This window comes from Corallococcus sp. CA041A (genome assembly GCF_003612075.1).
Taxonomy (GTDB): domain Bacteria; phylum Myxococcota; class Myxococcia; order Myxococcales; family Myxococcaceae; genus Corallococcus; species Corallococcus exiguus.
The window spans coordinates 1-15305 of the sequence record NZ_RAWF01000102.1 but is presented as its reverse complement, the minus strand read 5'-3'; the positions used below and the strand labels follow the sequence as shown (position 1 = coordinate 15305).

The 15305-nt window shown below is 69.1% G+C and carries 15 protein-coding genes; 7 read left to right on the top strand and 8 right to left on the bottom strand.

From position 1 onward, the window contains the following. Window positions 1-38: 38 nt before the first annotated feature. Window positions 39-257 (top strand): DUF3185 family protein, encoded by a 219-nt coding sequence (locus D7V77_RS19525; RefSeq protein ID WP_180946065.1) that lies wholly within the window; start codon window positions 39-41, stop codon window positions 255-257. Between the two features lie 21 nt (window positions 258-278). On the opposite strand, the gene D7V77_RS19520 is transcribed toward D7V77_RS19525, so the two are convergent. From D7V77_RS19520 to D7V77_RS19505, 4 genes are all read right to left on the bottom strand, one after another. Further along, window positions 279-1118, bottom strand: coding sequence for a lipopolysaccharide assembly protein LapB (locus D7V77_RS19520; protein ID WP_120577800.1), 840 nt, complete (start codon window positions 1116-1118; stop codon window positions 279-281). A 143-nt stretch (window positions 1119-1261) separates the two neighbouring features. Then, window positions 1262-2197 carry an iron ABC transporter permease gene (locus D7V77_RS19515; protein ID WP_120577799.1) on the bottom strand — a complete coding sequence of 312 codons (936 nt, stop codon included), beginning with the start codon at window positions 2195-2197 and terminating at the stop codon, window positions 1262-1264. Then, a complete protein-coding gene (locus tag D7V77_RS19510; RefSeq protein ID WP_233597111.1) occupies window positions 2194-2973 on the bottom strand; it encodes an ABC transporter ATP-binding protein in 780 nt (259 codons plus the stop codon). The genes D7V77_RS19515 and D7V77_RS19510 overlap by 4 nt, the downstream gene beginning before the upstream one ends. Before the next feature lie 11 nt (window positions 2974-2984). Next, entirely contained in the window at window positions 2985-3854 is an 870-nt protein-coding gene (locus D7V77_RS19505; RefSeq protein ID WP_233597110.1) for an ABC transporter substrate-binding protein, read from the bottom strand. Window positions 3855-3956: 102 nt separating this feature from the next. On the opposite strand from D7V77_RS19505, the gene D7V77_RS19500 reads away from it, so the two are divergent. Beyond that, on the top strand, window positions 3957-5165 hold the full coding sequence (locus tag D7V77_RS19500) for a polysaccharide deacetylase family protein (protein ID WP_120577796.1): 1209 nt from the start codon (window positions 3957-3959) through the stop codon (window positions 5163-5165). Between the two features lie 61 nt (window positions 5166-5226). Here the strand turns inward: D7V77_RS19500 and D7V77_RS19495 are convergent, their stop codons facing one another. Continuing rightward, window positions 5227-6585 (bottom strand): family 16 glycosylhydrolase, encoded by a 1359-nt coding sequence (locus D7V77_RS19495; RefSeq protein ID WP_120577795.1) that lies wholly within the window; start codon window positions 6583-6585, stop codon window positions 5227-5229. 73 nt (window positions 6586-6658) lie between these two features. Continuing rightward, entirely contained in the window at window positions 6659-7651 is a 993-nt protein-coding gene (locus D7V77_RS19490) for an aldo/keto reductase (RefSeq protein ID WP_120577794.1), read from the bottom strand. A 158-nt stretch (window positions 7652-7809) separates the two neighbouring features. On the opposite strand from D7V77_RS19490, the gene D7V77_RS19485 reads away from it, so the two are divergent. The 3 genes from D7V77_RS19485 to D7V77_RS19475 all read left to right on the top strand — a co-directional run bounded on the left by D7V77_RS19485 (window position 7810) and on the right by D7V77_RS19475 (window position 12129). Continuing rightward, the gene (locus D7V77_RS19485; RefSeq protein ID WP_120577793.1) at window positions 7810-8856 is read left to right on the top strand and encodes an ABC transporter substrate-binding protein; all 1047 of its coding nucleotides are present in this window, start codon (window positions 7810-7812) and stop codon (window positions 8854-8856) included. A gap of 580 nt (window positions 8857-9436) precedes the next feature. Continuing rightward, the gene (locus D7V77_RS19480) at window positions 9437-11095 is read left to right on the top strand and encodes an iron ABC transporter permease (RefSeq protein WP_120577792.1); all 1659 of its coding nucleotides are present in this window, start codon (window positions 9437-9439) and stop codon (window positions 11093-11095) included. Next, a complete protein-coding gene (locus D7V77_RS19475; RefSeq protein WP_199733809.1) occupies window positions 11095-12129 on the top strand; it encodes an ABC transporter ATP-binding protein in 1035 nt (344 codons plus the stop codon). The genes D7V77_RS19480 and D7V77_RS19475 overlap by 1 nt, the downstream gene beginning before the upstream one ends. A gap of 3 nt (window positions 12130-12132) precedes the next feature. Here D7V77_RS19475 and D7V77_RS19470 read toward each other — a convergent pair whose 3' ends face one another. Next, window positions 12133-12744, bottom strand: a complete 612-nt coding sequence (locus D7V77_RS19470; RefSeq protein WP_120577790.1) for a pyridoxamine 5'-phosphate oxidase family protein — start codon at window positions 12742-12744, stop codon at window positions 12133-12135. A gap of 117 nt (window positions 12745-12861) precedes the next feature. Between D7V77_RS19470 and D7V77_RS19465 the strand changes: the two genes are divergently transcribed. Both D7V77_RS19465 and D7V77_RS19460 read left to right on the top strand, forming a co-directional pair. Next, a complete protein-coding gene (locus D7V77_RS19465; protein WP_120577789.1) occupies window positions 12862-13323 on the top strand; it encodes a carboxymuconolactone decarboxylase family protein in 462 nt (153 codons plus the stop codon). 1 nt (window position 13324) lies between these two features. Further along, complete coding sequence (locus tag D7V77_RS19460) at window positions 13325-14188, top strand: sigma-70 family RNA polymerase sigma factor (RefSeq protein WP_120577788.1); 864 nt, start codon at window positions 13325-13327, stop codon at window positions 14186-14188. Window positions 14189-14192: 4 nt separating this feature from the next. Here the strand turns inward: D7V77_RS19460 and D7V77_RS19455 are convergent, their stop codons facing one another. Next, window positions 14193-15086, bottom strand: coding sequence for a LysR family transcriptional regulator (locus D7V77_RS19455; protein ID WP_120577787.1), 894 nt, complete (start codon window positions 15084-15086; stop codon window positions 14193-14195). Window positions 15087-15305 lie beyond the last annotated feature (219 nt).

Sequence of the window (15305 nt, the reverse complement as noted above, 5' to 3'; positions counted from 1 at the left end):
CCTTCCGGCCACGCAGCCGTTCCACTCAAGGAGGCCGTGTGGGTGCTGTGCGAATCGTGGGATTGATGCTCGCGGTGGCGGGCGGAGTGTTGCTGTTCACCGGGCTCAAGGCGCGGGACTCGCTCTCGGAGCGCGCCACCGAGCTCATCACCGGCCGCAACACCGAGCAGACCACGCTCTACGTCGCGGGCGGCGGCGCCGCGCTCGTGGGCGGCGTGCTGCTGGCCCTCTTCGGGGGAGGACGAGGCCGACGTTAGGCCCCGTCCCCTCCACCGGGACTACTTGGTGGCGCCAGAGGCCTGAGCGGCCTTGGCGCGCTTGGTCGCCTCGCTGAACTGCTTGGTCGCCTCGGTGGCCTGGGCCGTCAGCTCCTCGATGCGCTTGGCGTGCGCGGCGGAGCTCGCCTTGGCGGCGGCGACGCGCTCCGCGGCAGTCGGATCCACCACGGGCTTCTTGCCCTTCTCCGGCTTGGGCGGCGTGGCGGCCTCGACGGCCTCCTGATCGGCGGCCTGCATCATGGCCTTCTCATGCTCGATGTACTTGAACATCACGACGCGCTTGTTCAGGTACGGGTTGGGCAGGTCCGGGTTGATGGCGATGACCTGATCATACGTCTTCAGCGCGAGTTCCAGCTCCGCGGGGACCGCGGGCGCGGACATGGAGCGGGCGCCACCGCGCTGCGAGTGCACCTCCGCGATCCAGCCGAGCGCGTCGGTGTCCTTCGGGTTGATCTTCAGGCACTCCTCGAAATACTGCTTCGCCTTGTCCAGCGGGCCGCTCTTCGCGTACATCGCCGCGACGTTGCGGTAGACGTCGGCCTTCTCAGCGGGCGTCTTCGCGTAGTCCACCAGCTTCAGCGCGGCCTGCGCGGCCTGCTCCGTCTCGCCCGCCTGCATGTGCGCGAAGGCCTTCTTCTCCCAGACCTTCTCCTGGTTCGGGTCGATCTTCAGCGACTCCTCGTATTCCTTCACCGCCTCCGCGTAGTTCTTGTCGGCGAGGAAGTTGGTGCCCTTGACCCGGTGCTCCTTGGCCTTCTCTTCCTTCTCATCGGCGCAGCCGAAGGAACCGCCCAGGGTCAGCACACCCAGCATCAAACCCACGCTACCCAGCCGCTTCATGCCCAAAGCCTTTCGTGAAGTTCCAGGGGGCACGTCCCGACCGGGGGCCCCACGCGGCGCGGAATATACCCGAACTCGCCTCGGGTACCCCTCGTCCTGAAGGCGGGGCTGTGCTCTCCGGGGGCCCTGTCCGGCAGGGCGCTTCAGGAGCGTGCGCGCGCGAGCAGGGAGACGAGCAGGGGTGCGCCCAGGGCGGCCGTCACCACTCCCACGGGCAATTCACGCCCGGGGAGGATCAACCGCGCCGACGCATCGCACAACGCGAGGAACGCGGCCCCCACCACCACGGACCCGGGCAGCAGCACCCGGCGACTCACACCGAGCGTCCGGCGCACCAGGTGCGGGACGATGAGCTCCACGAAGGCGATGGGGCCGCACCACGCCACGCAGGCGGCGACGCCCAGCGCTCCCAGGCCAATGGCCACCGTGCGCACGCGGCGGACGGGGACACCCTGGGACTCGGCGTGCTCCTCGCCAGCGATGAAGACCTCCAGCGCGCGGGTGAGAGCGAGCAGCCCCACGATGGTGACGGCCGCGAACGGGGTGAGGAGCCGCACGCCCGAGTAGCCCACCTGCGGCAGGTGGCCGAGCGACCAGCGCATGGCGGCCATGAGCTCGGCGGAGTCCGCGGTGAACTGCAAGCCAGTGGAGATGGCGCCCGCCGCCATGGAGCACGCGATGCCGGCGAGCACCACGTCGTTCATCCGCACGCGGCGGCCCGCTGCGATGGCGGCCACCACCAGGCTGACGCCGAGCGCCCCCATGAAGGCCGCGGCGGTGATGATCGGCGCTCCACCCGGCGCGAGCCGCGCCCCCAGGATGATGGCCACCAGCGCGCCCAGGGTCGCCCCCGCGGTGGTGCCCACGGTGCTGGGCGCGGCCAACGGGTTCGCGAAGAGGGACTGATACACCGCGCCCACCAGCGACAGCGTGCCGCCCACCAGCATGGCCATCAGCGTGCGGGGCACGCGCAGCTGCCAGAAGACGAAGTCCACCGAGTCCGGGGAGAGCCCCGGGCCAATGAACGGCGCCACCGCGCACGCGGCCACGCAGACCCCCACGAGGACCCAGGCCTTCACGAGGCGCCTCCGCTCCGGGGCAGGCCCACGAAGACGCGATGGCCTTCCACGGATGTCCCGTGCATGCGAACGCCGAACAGCTCGCCCAGCTGTTCGCCCAGGTCGGGGGCGTCGTGGTTTCTTTCGAAGGCCACGCGGCCCTGGAACAGGCCCACGACGCGGGGAGCGCGCGTGCCTGGAGCGTGGGCGTGCGAGATCACGTTGACGTCGTGGGTGACGCAGAGGATGCCGCGCCCCGCGCGCCAGAGGTGGCCCATGCGCGTGTACAGCTCCAGTTGCTGCGCGGGGTCCAGGAAGTTGGCGGGCTCGTCCAGCAACACCAGCGGGGTCTCCTGCGCGAGCAGCCCGGCGACCGCCACTCGCTGCCGCTCACCGCCGGACAGCTCCGTGATGGGGCGCAGGGCGAAGGACTGGGCGCCTGCTTCCGCCAGAGCCTGGTGCGCAGCTGTCTCGGAGGCGCGGCGGGATTCAGGGAAGCGGTAGCGCGCGGAGACGACCTGCTCCAGTGCGGTGATGGGTTCCGCCGCTTCCAGCCGCTGGGGCAGCCACGCGAGCCGCGCCGCGCGCTCCCGGGGAGCGAGGCCCGACACGTCCTGCCCGTCCACGAACACATGCCCGGCGTCCGGACGCAGCAGGCCCAGCGCCACGCGCAGGAGCGTGGACTTGCCCGCGCCGTTGGGCCCGACGATGGCCACGAAGTCACCGGGTGCCACGCGCAGGGACACGCTGTCCAGCAGCGTCCGCCCCCGAGCCCGCACCGTCACCGCGTCCAGCATCAGCCCGGCCGTCATCGCGAGGAGGGCAGGGTGCCCAGGGCGGCGCGGAGCCGCTCGACGACATCAAGGATGGCGGGCCCGGTGGACTGCACGTCGGGCCCGATGACCAGCCGCACCCGGTCCTCCCGCGCCGCGCGCAGGCCGGTGAGCTGCTTCCATGGAGCGAGGAGCTGCGCCTGCTTCGCGGCATCCAGGGCCGGCGCGCTGATCAGCACCAGCACCGCGTCCGGATCCAGCGCGATGACGCCCTCCAGCGACAGGTTGGGCGGCCCCGTGACGTCCTCCGCGACGGCGTTGCGAGCCCCCGCCGCCTCCAGCGCGGCGCCGTGCAGTGACGCGCGCTTCATGTACCAGACCTCCGACAGCGTGCCCGCCGTGTCACCCAGCACCAGCAACACGCGGGGAGCATCCTTCGGCGCGGGGCGTGACAGCGTCTGGTTCAGCCTCTCCGCGAGCGCCGCGGCCTGGGGCTCTCGGCCGCTCAGCCGGCCCAGCTCCTTCACGCTGCCGACGACTTCCTGGAGCGAAGTCCATGGCAGCACCTTCAGCGGCGCGAGCGCGGAGAGCGCCTCCGCGGGGGCCTGCTTCACCTGTTGATCCACGAGCAGCGTGGGCTTGAGCTTCGCGATGGCTTCGAAGTTCGGCGCGAACGTGGTGCCCACCTTGGGCAGGGCGGGCGTGCCTTGGGGCAGGGCGGTGTAGTCGGACACGCCCACGATCTCCGAGCCCGCGCCCAGCGCGAACAGCGTCTCCGTGACGGAGGGCGACAGCGAGACGATCCGCCGCGCCTGGGCTTCCGGAGCGGGGGGCGCGGGACGCTGGCAGCCCGCCGCGAGCGCGAGCACCACGCAGAGCAGGGAGGGGAGGCGGAAGAGACTCATGGGCGGGCCGACTTCTAGCACGCGCGTCACGGACGGGTGTCCGGGAAGCGGTGTCTGGGTTTCGCTTATCCTGGGAGTTCCTCACAGAGGGGATACCCGGACATGACCTGGATGAATTGGACGTCCCGCGCGCTATGCGCCGCGGCGCTGCTTTGCACTTCCTCGGCCTTTGCCGCGTCGCCGTTCGCGGAAGGGATGATCTCCATCACGTTGGATGACGGCTGGAGCACGCAGTACACGCTGGCGCGGCCGGCGCTGAAGTCGCGGAACATCCCCGCGACGTACTACCTGGTCACCGACGCGGTGGCGCAGGGTTGGGGCGGTTACATGAGCCTCGCGCAGGTGCAGACGCTCAAGGCGGAGGGCAATGAAATCGCCAGCCACACGCGCACGCACGCGGACCTCACGTCGCTGACGCCCGCGCAGCTGACGTCGGAACTGCACGACTCGCGCACGTGGTTGCAGACGAACGTGGGGGCGACGTGCGGCAAGGATTTCGCGTCACCCTACGGCGCGTACAACGCGACGGTGATGACGGCGCTGAAGACGGAGTACGCCAGCCACCGCACCATCAACGCGGGCCGCAACTTCAAGGACACGGTCATCTACGAGCTGCGCGCCAACGACGTGTCGAGCGCCGTGACGGTGGCGCAGGTGAAGGGGTGGATCAACCAGGCCATCGCGGAGAAGAGCTGGCTCATCATCCTCTTCCACGAGTTCACCAGCAGCGCGCCCACGCGCGAGACGCAGTACCGGACGACGAACTTCACGAACATCCTCAACTACGTGCAGTCGACGGGCATCCGCACGGTGACGGTGGAGCAGGGGCTCGCGCTGACGGACGGCCTCACGGAGGCGCCGCCGTCGGTGGGCACGGTGGTCTACGACGACGCGATGGGCAGCGGCTTCCAGAACTGGAGCTGGGCGACGCATGACCTGGACCAGTCCGTCACGGTGCACTCCGGCTCCACGGCGGTCAGCTTCGAGCCGGACTACTGGGAGGCACTGATGTTCCACCACTCGGGGTTGGATCTGTCGCTGTACCAGTCCATCGACCTCTGGGTGCACGGAGGCACGACGGGTGGACAGCAGGTGCGGCTGGCGCTCTACAACGGCGGCACGCCGCTGGGCAGCATGAGCCTGGAGACGGCGCTGGGGCACCCCATCTCGGCGGGGACCTGGCAGAAGGTCTCCATCCCGCTCAGCGCCCTGGGCGCGACGTCCGGCACGGTGGATGACTTCTACGTGATGGACGAATCGGGATCGGATCAGGGCACGCTGTACATGGACGACTTCGTGCTCGTGCCGTAAGTCGCAGCGCCAATGCGCGCGCCGGTGCCATCTCCGGCGCGCGCGTGAAGGCAGTCAGGGCCTACAGCTTGATCAGCTCCACGTCATCCATGTGGATGAAGTTGGAGCCGTTGTGGGCCGGCGACTTGCTGTGCAGGCCGAACTCCAGGTAGCCGTTGGTGACATTGATGGCGGGCGTCTCCAGCAACGTGTAGTTGCCGTAGGTGCCCAGGTTGGTGATGGCCGGCGCGCAATCACCGCAGTTCTTCACCTGGAAGCGCGCGAAGTCGAACGTGCCTCCCTTGCGGAACCAGGCGCGCAGCTTGTAGTTGCCGGACGCCAGACCGGACTTCGTCTGGTACGTCCACGCCTCGTAGGCCGCCGCCGACGTCCACTGCGTCAGGTGGAAGCTGCCCGAGTGCCCGCCGTTGTAAGTCTCCGAGAACGCCGCCGTGCCCGTGCCGTTCGGGCTCCAGGTGGTCCAGCCCGTCATGCCGTTCTCGAAGCCCGGGTTGGTCAGCCCCAGCGACTGCGAGCCGCCCGGCTGGTACCAGCGCACCCACTCCACCTCCATCGTCTTCTTCGCGCCCCAGGCCAGGTCGATGGAGGCCGGCGCCGGGTTTCCGTACCAGACGCCGCCGAGCGCCAGGTTCAGGATGAGGTAGTGGTTCTGCTGGAACTCCGACTCGTTGTGGTTGAACGTCGCCGTGGACACGAAGTCCTTGTCCAGGCGGAACACGATGGTGTTCGCGTTCCACTCCACTTCGTACGTGTGGAAGTCCTGCGACAGGTCCACGCCACGGCTCGCGCCCGTGCCCCAGTCCGCGTTGCCGCCGTTGTGCCAGTGCAGCGCCGACTTCATCCACGTGGGCTCCGTGGACTTCCACTCCAGGATGTCGATCTCGCCCGCGGCCGGCCAGCCCGCGCTCTGGATGTTCGAGCCCAGCGTCCAGAACGCCGGCCACATGCCGTAGCCCGGCGGGACCTTGATGCTCGCGACGATCTTCCCGTAGCGCCCCTCCACCTTGCCCTTGGTGTGGATGCGGCCGGAATAGAACGACCGGTACTGCCCCGCGCAGCGCGAGTCCGTGGGGTTGTCCGCCGTGCGCTCCGCCGAGATGATCAGCTTGCCATTGGCCACCGCCACGTTCTGCGCGCGCGGGAACTCCAGCTCACCCGTGCCGAAGTTGCAGTTGTTGGTCACCGGATCCCAGTTGCTGGTCAGCACGTTCCACGCGCCCGTGTTCAGCGCCGTGCCCGTGAAGTCGTCCTGCCATGACAGCGACCACCCCGAGCCCGGGTCGTACGCGCGCTCGCCCTGCTGCGTCTGGCCGTAACCCTCCGCCTCCACCGGGGCGGCGGCTTCCGGCTCGGGAGAACAGCCAGAGAGGGTGGTCAGGAGTCCTGCGGCGACGAGGCCTGCTCGAAAAGGGCGGTGCATGAATGCTCCGGGGTAGGGGGAGCATTCATATTTGCCGGTTTTAACGCGTCTTGCCAGGAAGTCTGGAAGCGCCTCAGCCGAGCCACTGGGGATTCTGGACGGTTCCGTCGAAGTGGTGGCTCGTCTTGTACTTCTCGTAGGCGCCGTCCTGGGCCGCGTCCTTCGTCCTGGCGAGCAGGGCCTGGACTTCCTTTTCGCTCAGGGGCTTGAAGGTGCGCGCCGCGGTCAGCGCCTGCTGCAGGCGCTCCTGCGAGTCGATGCCGGTGATGACGACGCTGACGGGCAGGGACAGGTTGTAGCGGAGGCACTCGGGCGCGGTGACGGTCTTGCTGTCCAGGATGAACGGGTCGCCCATGCACTTCATGGCGAGCACGCCGATGCCCTCCTTCACGAGCACGGGCAGCACGCGCTTCTCGAAGCTGTTGAAGTGGGCGTCCATCACGTTGAGGGGCAGTTGCACGGTGTCGAAGCGGAAGCCGTGCTTCTTCGCCGTCTCCAGCATCTTCAGGTGGATGTCCGGGGACTTGTGGCCGGTGAAACCCAGGAAGCGCGCCTTGCCGGCCTTCTGCGCGTCCTTCATCGCCTCGATGGCGCCGCCTTCGGCGAAGGCTCGGTCGGGGTCGTTGTCTCGGATGACTTCGTGGAGTTGGAGCAGGTCCAGGTGGTCTGTCTGGAGACGCTGGAGGGATTCGTCGATCTGCTTCGCGGCGGTCTTCTTGTCGCGGCCGTCGACCTTCGTCATAAGGAAGGCCTTGGCGCGGTAGCCGTCGCGCAGCGCCTTGCCCATGCGCTCCTCGCTCTTGCCGTCGTTGTAGTCCCAGCAGTTGTCCAGGAAGTTGATGCCCTGGTCCAACGCGCCGCGGATGAGCGCGATGCTCTCCGACTCCTCCTTTTGCTTGCCGATGTGGAAGCCCCCGAGCCCGATGCACGAAACCTCCTGGCCGGTGCGGCCCAGCTTGCGGCGGGGCACGGCGGACGCGTTCTTCGCCTTCGCGGGTGAAGCCCCAAGCACGGGTGGGGCAACCATCAGCGACAGCGTCGCGGCGAGGAATTCCTTCCGGGTCATGCGCGGACGTCCTTCTTCCAGAGGGCAGGCAGCGTCTGGGAGGCCGACGTTGGGACCGGGCGCCGCCCGGGACAACGGGCGCGAGGGTCGAATGTGCAGGAGCCACCGCTGCGGAGTGCGTGTGCAGGGCGGGCGTGTGCCGCATAATCGACACCCGCATGCGCATTCCCCTCCTTGTGCGGCGCGTGGGTCCGCTCCTCGCGCTGATCCTCCTGGCCGCGTGCCGCATTGAATCCGCCGCGCCGTCGGGAGGCGCCGCCGTGGCGCAGGCCTCGACCCCGTCCGGCGAGGTGTGGGTCTACACGTCGATGTACCGGCACGTGCTGGATGCGCTGGAGCCCTTGCTGAAGGAGCGGCTGCCCGGCGTGCAGGTGCACTGGTACCAGGCGGGCAGTGAGAAGGTGGCCAGCCGGCTGGAGGCGGAGCGGGCCGCGGGCGCGGTGCGAGCGGACGTGCTGATGACGTCTGATCCGTTCCTCTACGAGCGGTTGGCGCGGGATGGCGCGTTCCTGCGCTACGCGTCCGTGAACGCGCTGCGCATTCCGCGAACGCTGCTGGACCTGGACGCGAAGTACGCGGCCGTGCGGCTGTCCACGATGGTCCTGGTGCACCGCGTAGGCGCAGGCGAGGCGCCGAAGTCGTTCGCTGCGCTGGTGGATGGAAGCTGGAAAGGACGGGTGGCCATCGGGGATCCACTCACGTCGGGCACCGCGTTCACGTGGGCGGTGTTCCTGCACGCGCGGCGCGGAGATGCCTACTTCGCCGGGCTGAGGGAGCGGGGTGCGGTGGTGGCGGGAGGCAACGCGGCGGTGCTCCAGAAGGTGGAGAGCGGCGAGGTGGACGCGGGCGTGCTGCTGCTGGAGAACGCGCTGACGGCGAAGGCGAAGGGCAGTCCCATCGAGGTCATCTGGCCGGAGGACGGCGCGGTGGTCATCCCGGGACCGGTGGGACTGTTCGCGTCGACTCGCAATCCGGTGGCGGCGAAGGCGCTGGTGGACGTGCTGCTGTCGCCCGAGGGCCAGCGCATCATCGTGGAGAAGGGGGACATGCACGCCGTGGACCCGCGCCTGAGCGGCCCGCGTGGAGAGTCCGGCGTGGACGGATTGCTGAGCCGCGCGCAGGCCTGGACGCCCGAGCTGCTGGAGCAGGGGCTGCTGCACGGCGGCGACATCAAGGAAGCCTTCAGCCGGGCGTTCGCGCGATGAGTCAGGAACGCCCCTTCGGAGGACGGGAGTGGGCCTCCGCCGGAGCGGCGCGCTCAAAACCTGTCCGACAGTCGGACAGGTTTTCGCTGCCCTGTTGGGAAGGGAGCACCTCCGTCCTGACTGAGGATGCAGCCAGGACGATGGGGAGCGACAGCGGGAAGCCGTCAGCACGCGGGGGCCCCGGCGGCTGTCCAAACCTGTCGGACAGTCGGACAGGTTCGCTCGATGGTCCAAACCTGTCGGACAGTCGGACAGGTTCGCTCGATGGTCCAAACCTGTCGGACAGTCGGAGTGGTTGGTGCGGTGGCCCTGGCCTGTCCGACAGCCGGACAGGTTCGCTCGATAGGCCAAACCTGTCGGACAGTCGGACAGGTTCGCTCGGTAGTCCAAACCAGTCGGACAGTCGGACAGGCTCGTGCGGTGGCCCAGGCTTGTCCGACAGTCGGACAGGTTTTTTCAGTGGGCCGCCGTCGGGGCGCCTCTTCAGGATTCTTCCTTTCTCATCCGCTTGGATTGGCGGCCTGTCCGAAGGACTGGCGTACCGCAAGCACCAGCACGTGAGCCTTGATGGGGGCGTGCGATGAGGGGGCGGTGGATTGCGTTGGCCTTGTGGCTCGTGCCGCTGCTGCTCTTCGCGGTGGTCCCGGTCGTGGCGCTCCTGGTGCGGGGCGTGGGTGCGGCGACGGGGGGATTGGGTTCGGTGCTCGCGGCGGAGTCCGGGGCGTTGGTGAACACGCTGGGCATTTCGCTGGGCGCGACGGCGTGGGCGCTGTGCCTGGGGGCTCCGCTGGCCTTCCTCCTGTTCCGCACGGACCTGCCCCTGCGTGGCGCGTTCACCGTGCTGTTCACGCTGCCGTCCGCCATCCCCGCGTTCATCTGGGGCATGGGGTGGCTGTCGCTCGCGAGCCCTCGTGCTGGCTACCTGAACCGCATGCTGGGCGCGGACGTGTTCGACCTCTATGGCGCGGCGGGCATCGCGTTCGTGGAGGGACTCTCGGGCCTGCCGCTGGTGCTGCTCGCGGGGGCGGCGGCGCTGCGGCGCGTGGACCCGGCTCTGGAAGAAGCGGCCCGGGTGTGTGGCGCTTCGCCGCTTCGCGCCGTGCTGAACACCACAGTTCCCCTGGTGATGCCCGCGCTGTTGTCGGGCGCGGTGATGGTGTTCCTCATGGCAGCATCGTCCTTCGGCGTGCCGTATCTGCTGGGCGTTTCGGCGTCTCCGCCCACCCGCGTCCTCACCACGCGCATCTATGAACTGGTGCTGCTGGGCAGCGAGGAGGGATTGCCTCGTGCGTCAGTGCTCGCGTCGTTCCTCCTTCTGCTTACGCCGCTGGCGCTGGGACTGACCTGGGTGCTGGGCCGAAGCGGACGGGTGCGATTGAGCGCGGGGAAGGGCGTGTCTCCTCGCGTGCTCGCGTTGGGGACGTGGCGGACCGCCGCGCTCGCCGGAGTGGGCCTCGTGGGCGGGGTGCTGGTGGTCCTGCCCCTTGCGGCCATCCTGCTCACTTCGCTGCAGCGCAGCTTCGGCGCGGCGCTGACCTGGGACGCGCTGACGCTGTCGCACTGGTCTGGGGTGCTGTGGGACGCACGTACGCTGCGGGCCACGGGGCGCAGTGTGCTGCTCGCCGCGGGGGCGGGCCTGCTGGTGGTGGGGTTGGGCCTTGCAGGTGCGCTCCTTCGGCGAGCCTTTCGTCGTGGCGGCGCGGCCGTGGAAGCGATGGCGGTGTGGCCCTTCGCGGTTCCGGGCACGGTGCTGGCGCTCGCGCTGCTGGTGGCGTTCTCTCGGGACTGGCGGCTGGTGGTGCTGGACCGCGTGGCGTTCGTGCTGGTGCTGGCGCATACGCCGTGGCTGATGCTCGTGGGCTACGTGGGGAAGTACCTGGCGCTCGGCGAACGCAACAGCTCCGAGGCCCTGGCCCAGGTGGATCCTTCGCTCGCGGAGGCTGCGCGCGTCGGCGGTGCCGGGCCCGTGCGGGCGTTCGTGGACGCGACGCTGCCATTGCTGCGGCCCGCGCTCGTGGTGGCGTTCGTGCTCGCGTTCCTTGCGTGCGCCACGGAGATCACGCTGTCCGTGCTGCTGGTGCCCGCGGGCTCCGAGGTCCTGGGCACGCTGCTGTTCGAATTGCAGAGCTACGCGGACCCGGCCGCCGCGGCCGTGCTCGCTTGCGCGTTCGTGGCGCTGGTGGTCGCGGGACAGGCCGTGCTGGCGTGGGCCCGGCGTCGAGTTCCGGAGGTGCGGTGATGGCGGCCATCGTCCTGGAGGACCTGGTCAAGGCTTACGGCGGGACGCCCGTGGTGCGTGGCTTGAGCCTTCAAGTGGGGCAGGGCGAGCTGGTGTCCCTGCTGGGCCCTTCTGGCTGCGGGAAGACGACGACGCTGCGGATGCTCGCGGGGTTGGAGCATCCGGATGCGGGCGTCATCCGCCTGGGGGATGAAGTGGTCGCTGGACCCGGCGTGCGCGTTCCTCCCGAGAAGCGCGGCCTGGGCATGGTGTTCCAGAGCTACGCCATCTGGCCGCATCGCAGCGTCGAAGCGAACGTCGCGTATCCCCTGTCGCTCCGGAAGGTGCCACGCCACGAGGTGGCTTCCCGCGTGCGCGAGGCCCTGCGCTGGGTGCGGCTGGAGGCCTATTCGGCGCGGATGCCGCACGAGCTGTCCGGTGGACAGTTGCAGCGCGTGGCGCTCGCGCGGGCGCTGGTGGCGGGGCCTCGCGTGCTGCTGTTGGACGAGCCCCTTTCCAACCTGGACGCGGCCCTGCGCGAGGAGTTGCGCGCGGAGATCGCCGCGCTGCGAGCCCGGCTGGGCACGACGCTCGTGTTCGTCACGCATGACCAGGGCGAGGCGCTGGCCCTGTCGGACCGCATCGCCGTGATGAACCGGGGCGTCATCGAACAGGTCGACACTCCGGAGCGGCTGTACCGGGAACCGGCGACTCCGTTCGTCGCGGGCTTCGTCGGAGGCGCGAACGTGCTGCGAGGCGAGGTGCGCGCGGGTGCCTTCCACTGCGCGGGGACGGAGACCTCGTTTGAGCTGCCCGTGGACGCGAAGCCCGGGCCGGGAACGCTGGTCGTGCGTCCGGAGGATCTGGAGCTGGGGGAGACCGGAACGCCGCTGGTGCTCTCCGCTCGCCTGTTCCTGGGGCACGCGGCGGAGTACCGCTTCCCGGTGGGAGACGCGTTCCTGCGCGTCATCGGGCCGGCGCTGGAGAGCGTGCGCGCCGGTCAGACGCTCCGGGTGCGCGTGCGCAAGGCCACGGTGTTCGACGCGGGCGCTTGAGGCTCAGTACAGCGTCGTCTTCACCCGGGCTGGCAGCTCACGGTCGTACTCGCCTCCGTCGAAGTCTTCCGGGCTCAGCGCTTCGAGGATGGATCCGGGGCTCGGGAATTCGGCGCGGGGGACTTGCCGGGCCGGGTCCCAGAGCCCGGAGCGGATCAAGGCGCGACTGCACTGGAAGTAGACCGTCTCCACGATGATGCGCAGCACGGAGCGGGGTTGTTTTCCCTCGAAGGTGAAGCGCTCGAGCATGGACGGCTCGATGACGATGCTCGCCCGGCCGTTGACGCGCAGGGTTTCGTTCACGCCCGGGACGAAGAACAGCAGCGCGACGCGCGGATCCGCCACGATGTTCCGCAGCGAGTCCATGCGGTTGTTGCCTCGGCGGTCGGGCAACAGCAGCGTGCGCGCGTCCTCGATGACCACGAACCCGGCGGGGTCTCCTCGCGGCGAGGCATCCAGCCCTTCAGGGCCGGACGTGGCGAGCACCATGAACGGCGATCGCTCGATGAAGGGTCGGTACGCCGGGTGGAGGTGGTCCACCTCCTTGAGCACGGACGACTTCCCAGGAACCCCGTACAGGCGTTCGAGCGTCTCCACATCGTTCACGGTCTTCATCCGGGGGCGCCTCCCGGGGCCTTTTTAGGCATTTAAAATGGCCATGTCACACGCGGCACCGGCTGCGTCGTCCTGGGGATGGAAGGGCACTTCGCCCCCCAGAACGAGGAGTTCCCAATGAAGGCCAGGATGAATCCTTTCGCGGTCGCGCCGGAGGCCCTCAAGTCCATGATGGAGTACAGCGGGAAGGTGTCGGCGCTCGGGCTGGAATCGAACCTCCAGGAGTTGGTGAAGATCCGCGCCTCGCAGCTCAATGGCTGCGCCTTCTGCATCCACATGCACACCCGCGACGCCCGCGCGCACGGGGAGACCGAGGAGCGCATCTACCTGCTGGACGGCTGGCGTGAGTCGCCGCTGTACACCGAGCGCGAGCGGGCGGCCCTGGGCTGGACCGAGACCTTGACGCTCGTCTCCCAGACGCACGCCCCGGATGCGGACTACGCTGCGCTCAAGCCGCACTTCACGGAAGAGGAGATCGTGAGCCTGACCCTACTGATTGGCCTGATCAACACCTGGAACCGGATCTCCGTCGGCTTCCGGTCCATGCACCCGGTGACCTCGCGCAGTGAAACCGCCTGACGTGAACCCCGCGGACGCCTTCGACCCGCTTCGCCCCCGCCTGCTCCGCATCGCGTACCGGATGCTGGGCATCGTCGCGGAGGCGGAGGACGTGGTGCAGGAGGCGTACCTCCGTTGGCACCAGACGGACCGCGACGCCGTGCGGGACGCGGAGGCCGTGCTCGTCCGCACGGTGACCCGGCTGTGCCTGGACGTCCTGAAGTCCGCGCGCGTGCGGCGCGAGGAGTACGTGGGGACCTGGCTTCCAGAGCCCATCATCGAGACAGTGGAGGGCGACGACTTGACGCTGACCCTGATGATGGCCCTGGAGCGCCTGTCCCCGCTGGAGCGCGCCGCGTTCCTCCTGCATGACGTGTTCGGCATGGACTTCGAGGAGGTGGCGAAGGCCATCGACCGCGATCCCGCGGCGTGCCGACAGCTCGCCAGCCGGGCACGGGCCCACGTCCAGGAGGCCCGGCCCCGCTTCCCCGTGACCGAGGCGAAGGGCCACGAGCTGGCCTCGGCGTTCCATGCCGCGTCCCGGAGCGGTGACACGCACGCGCTCCAGGCGCTGCTGGCCCAGGACGTCGTGCTCTATTCGGACGGGGGCGGCAAGGCGAAGGCGGTGCTCAATCCCATCTACGGCCAAGCCAAGATCGTGCGCATGCTCGAGGCGTTCGTCCGACGCACGGGCGTGAACTCGTCACAGCTCGTGTACGAGGGCTCCATCGACGGCCTGCCCGCGTTCGTCACGCTGGAGGCGGATGGGACGCTGCAGACCACGGCGCTCGGCATCGAGGACGGCCGCATCGTCACCCTCTACATCACGCGCAACCCCGACAAGCTGATGGGCATCCGGCGGGCGGTGGTGGAGGAGTCGTCGTAAGGGTTCAGCCCGCGGCGAAGGACTCGCGCGCGAACTCGACGAACCGCAGCAGGGCCGGGGAGCTTCCGGCCTTGCGCCACGCGATGGCGGTGTTCGTCACCGGCGCGTCCTCCGGCAGGTCGATGAAGGCCACGCCGGAGTGGTGCTCCGTGTCGGGCGTGTGCGGCATGGGCGCGATGCCGAAGCCCGCGGAGACGAACCAGATCTTCGTCGCGACGTTCTGCGCGTACTGGCGCACCGCCGGTTCCACCCCCGCGTCGCGGAGCCGCTCGAAGAACCCCGCGTAGTAGTCCGGCGGCGCGACGCCGGGCTCCACCAGGACGAGCGGCTCCTCCCGCAGCTCCTTCCACGCCACCGCCTTCCGCTTCGCGAACGGATGCCGTGAGGGCACCGCCAGCCGGAAGGGCTCCCGGCGGATGAGGTGCGAGACGACGTTGGGAGGCATCCGCTCGCGCGGGCGCAGGATGCCCACGTCCAGCGTGCCGCGCTCCAACGCCTCCAACTGCCACGCGGACGGATGGTTGCTCAGCTCGATGTGGACCCCCGGCACCTTCTTCTGGAAGGCCCGGAGCATCGTGGCGAACCGGGGCGTCGCGAACGACGAGATGAGCCCCAGCACCAGCACGTCCTGTTCGCCTCGGGCCTGCCGTGCCGCGTGTTCCTGGAACCGCTTCGCGCGCTCCAGGAGTTGGTGCGCTTCCGGCAGCAGCTCGCGCCCCAGCTTCGTGAGGCGCACTGCGCGGGCTTCGCGTTCGAAGAGAGCTCCGCCCAGCTCGGTTTCGAACTTGCGGATCTGCTGACTGAGCGGCGGCTGGGCGATGTGCAGGCGCTTCGCGGCGCGGGTGAAGCTGAGCTCCTCCGCGACCGCGACGAAGTACCGCAGGTGGCGCAGCTCCATGGTCCATACGCTCCAGGTCTGGATTCCAGACCCAGGATATATTGGATGTATGGATGGGGGATCCTCCGCCCCAGGATTTCTTGAGACACCTATCTGGGGGAATAACCTCCCCCTCGCGAGGTGGATGTGAAGAAGCAACAGAAGCAGGACAGGACGGCGGAGCGCGGTCGGTTCTCGGCGAAGCGGAAGAAGGAGGCTGTGCTCCGATTGCTCAAGGGC

What these genes read in the sequence shown, in the direction of transcription:
- D7V77_RS19520 (WP_120577800.1), bottom strand. Translation starts at nt 1,118, where the DNA reads ATGAAGCGGCTGGGTAGCGTGGGTTTGATGCTGGGTGTGCTGACCCTG.
- D7V77_RS19510 (WP_233597111.1), bottom strand. Translation starts at nt 2,973, where the DNA reads ATGCTGGACGCGGTGACGGTGCGGGCTCGGGGGCGGACGCTGCTGGAC.
- D7V77_RS19505 (WP_233597110.1), bottom strand. Translation starts at nt 3,854, where the DNA reads ATGAGTCTCTTCCGCCTCCCCTCCCTGCTCTGCGTGGTGCTCGCGCTC.
- D7V77_RS19500 (WP_120577796.1), top strand. Translation starts at nt 3,957, where the DNA reads ATGACCTGGATGAATTGGACGTCCCGCGCGCTATGCGCCGCGGCGCTG.
- D7V77_RS19495 (WP_120577795.1), bottom strand. Translation starts at nt 6,585, where the DNA reads ATGCACCGCCCTTTTCGAGCAGGCCTCGTCGCCGCAGGACTCCTGACC.
- D7V77_RS19490 (WP_120577794.1), bottom strand. Translation starts at nt 7,651, where the DNA reads ATGACCCGGAAGGAATTCCTCGCCGCGACGCTGTCGCTGATGGTTGCC.
- D7V77_RS19485 (WP_120577793.1), top strand. Translation starts at nt 7,810, where the DNA reads ATGCGCATTCCCCTCCTTGTGCGGCGCGTGGGTCCGCTCCTCGCGCTG.
- D7V77_RS19480 (WP_120577792.1), top strand. Translation starts at nt 9,437, where the DNA reads ATGAGGGGGCGGTGGATTGCGTTGGCCTTGTGGCTCGTGCCGCTGCTG.
- D7V77_RS19475 (WP_199733809.1), top strand. Translation starts at nt 11,095, where the DNA reads ATGGCGGCCATCGTCCTGGAGGACCTGGTCAAGGCTTACGGCGGGACG.
- D7V77_RS19470 (WP_120577790.1), bottom strand. Translation starts at nt 12,744, where the DNA reads ATGAAGACCGTGAACGATGTGGAGACGCTCGAACGCCTGTACGGGGTT.
- D7V77_RS19465 (WP_120577789.1), top strand. Translation starts at nt 12,862, where the DNA reads ATGAAGGCCAGGATGAATCCTTTCGCGGTCGCGCCGGAGGCCCTCAAG.
- D7V77_RS19455 (WP_120577787.1), bottom strand. Translation starts at nt 15,086, where the DNA reads ATGGAGCTGCGCCACCTGCGGTACTTCGTCGCGGTCGCGGAGGAGCTC.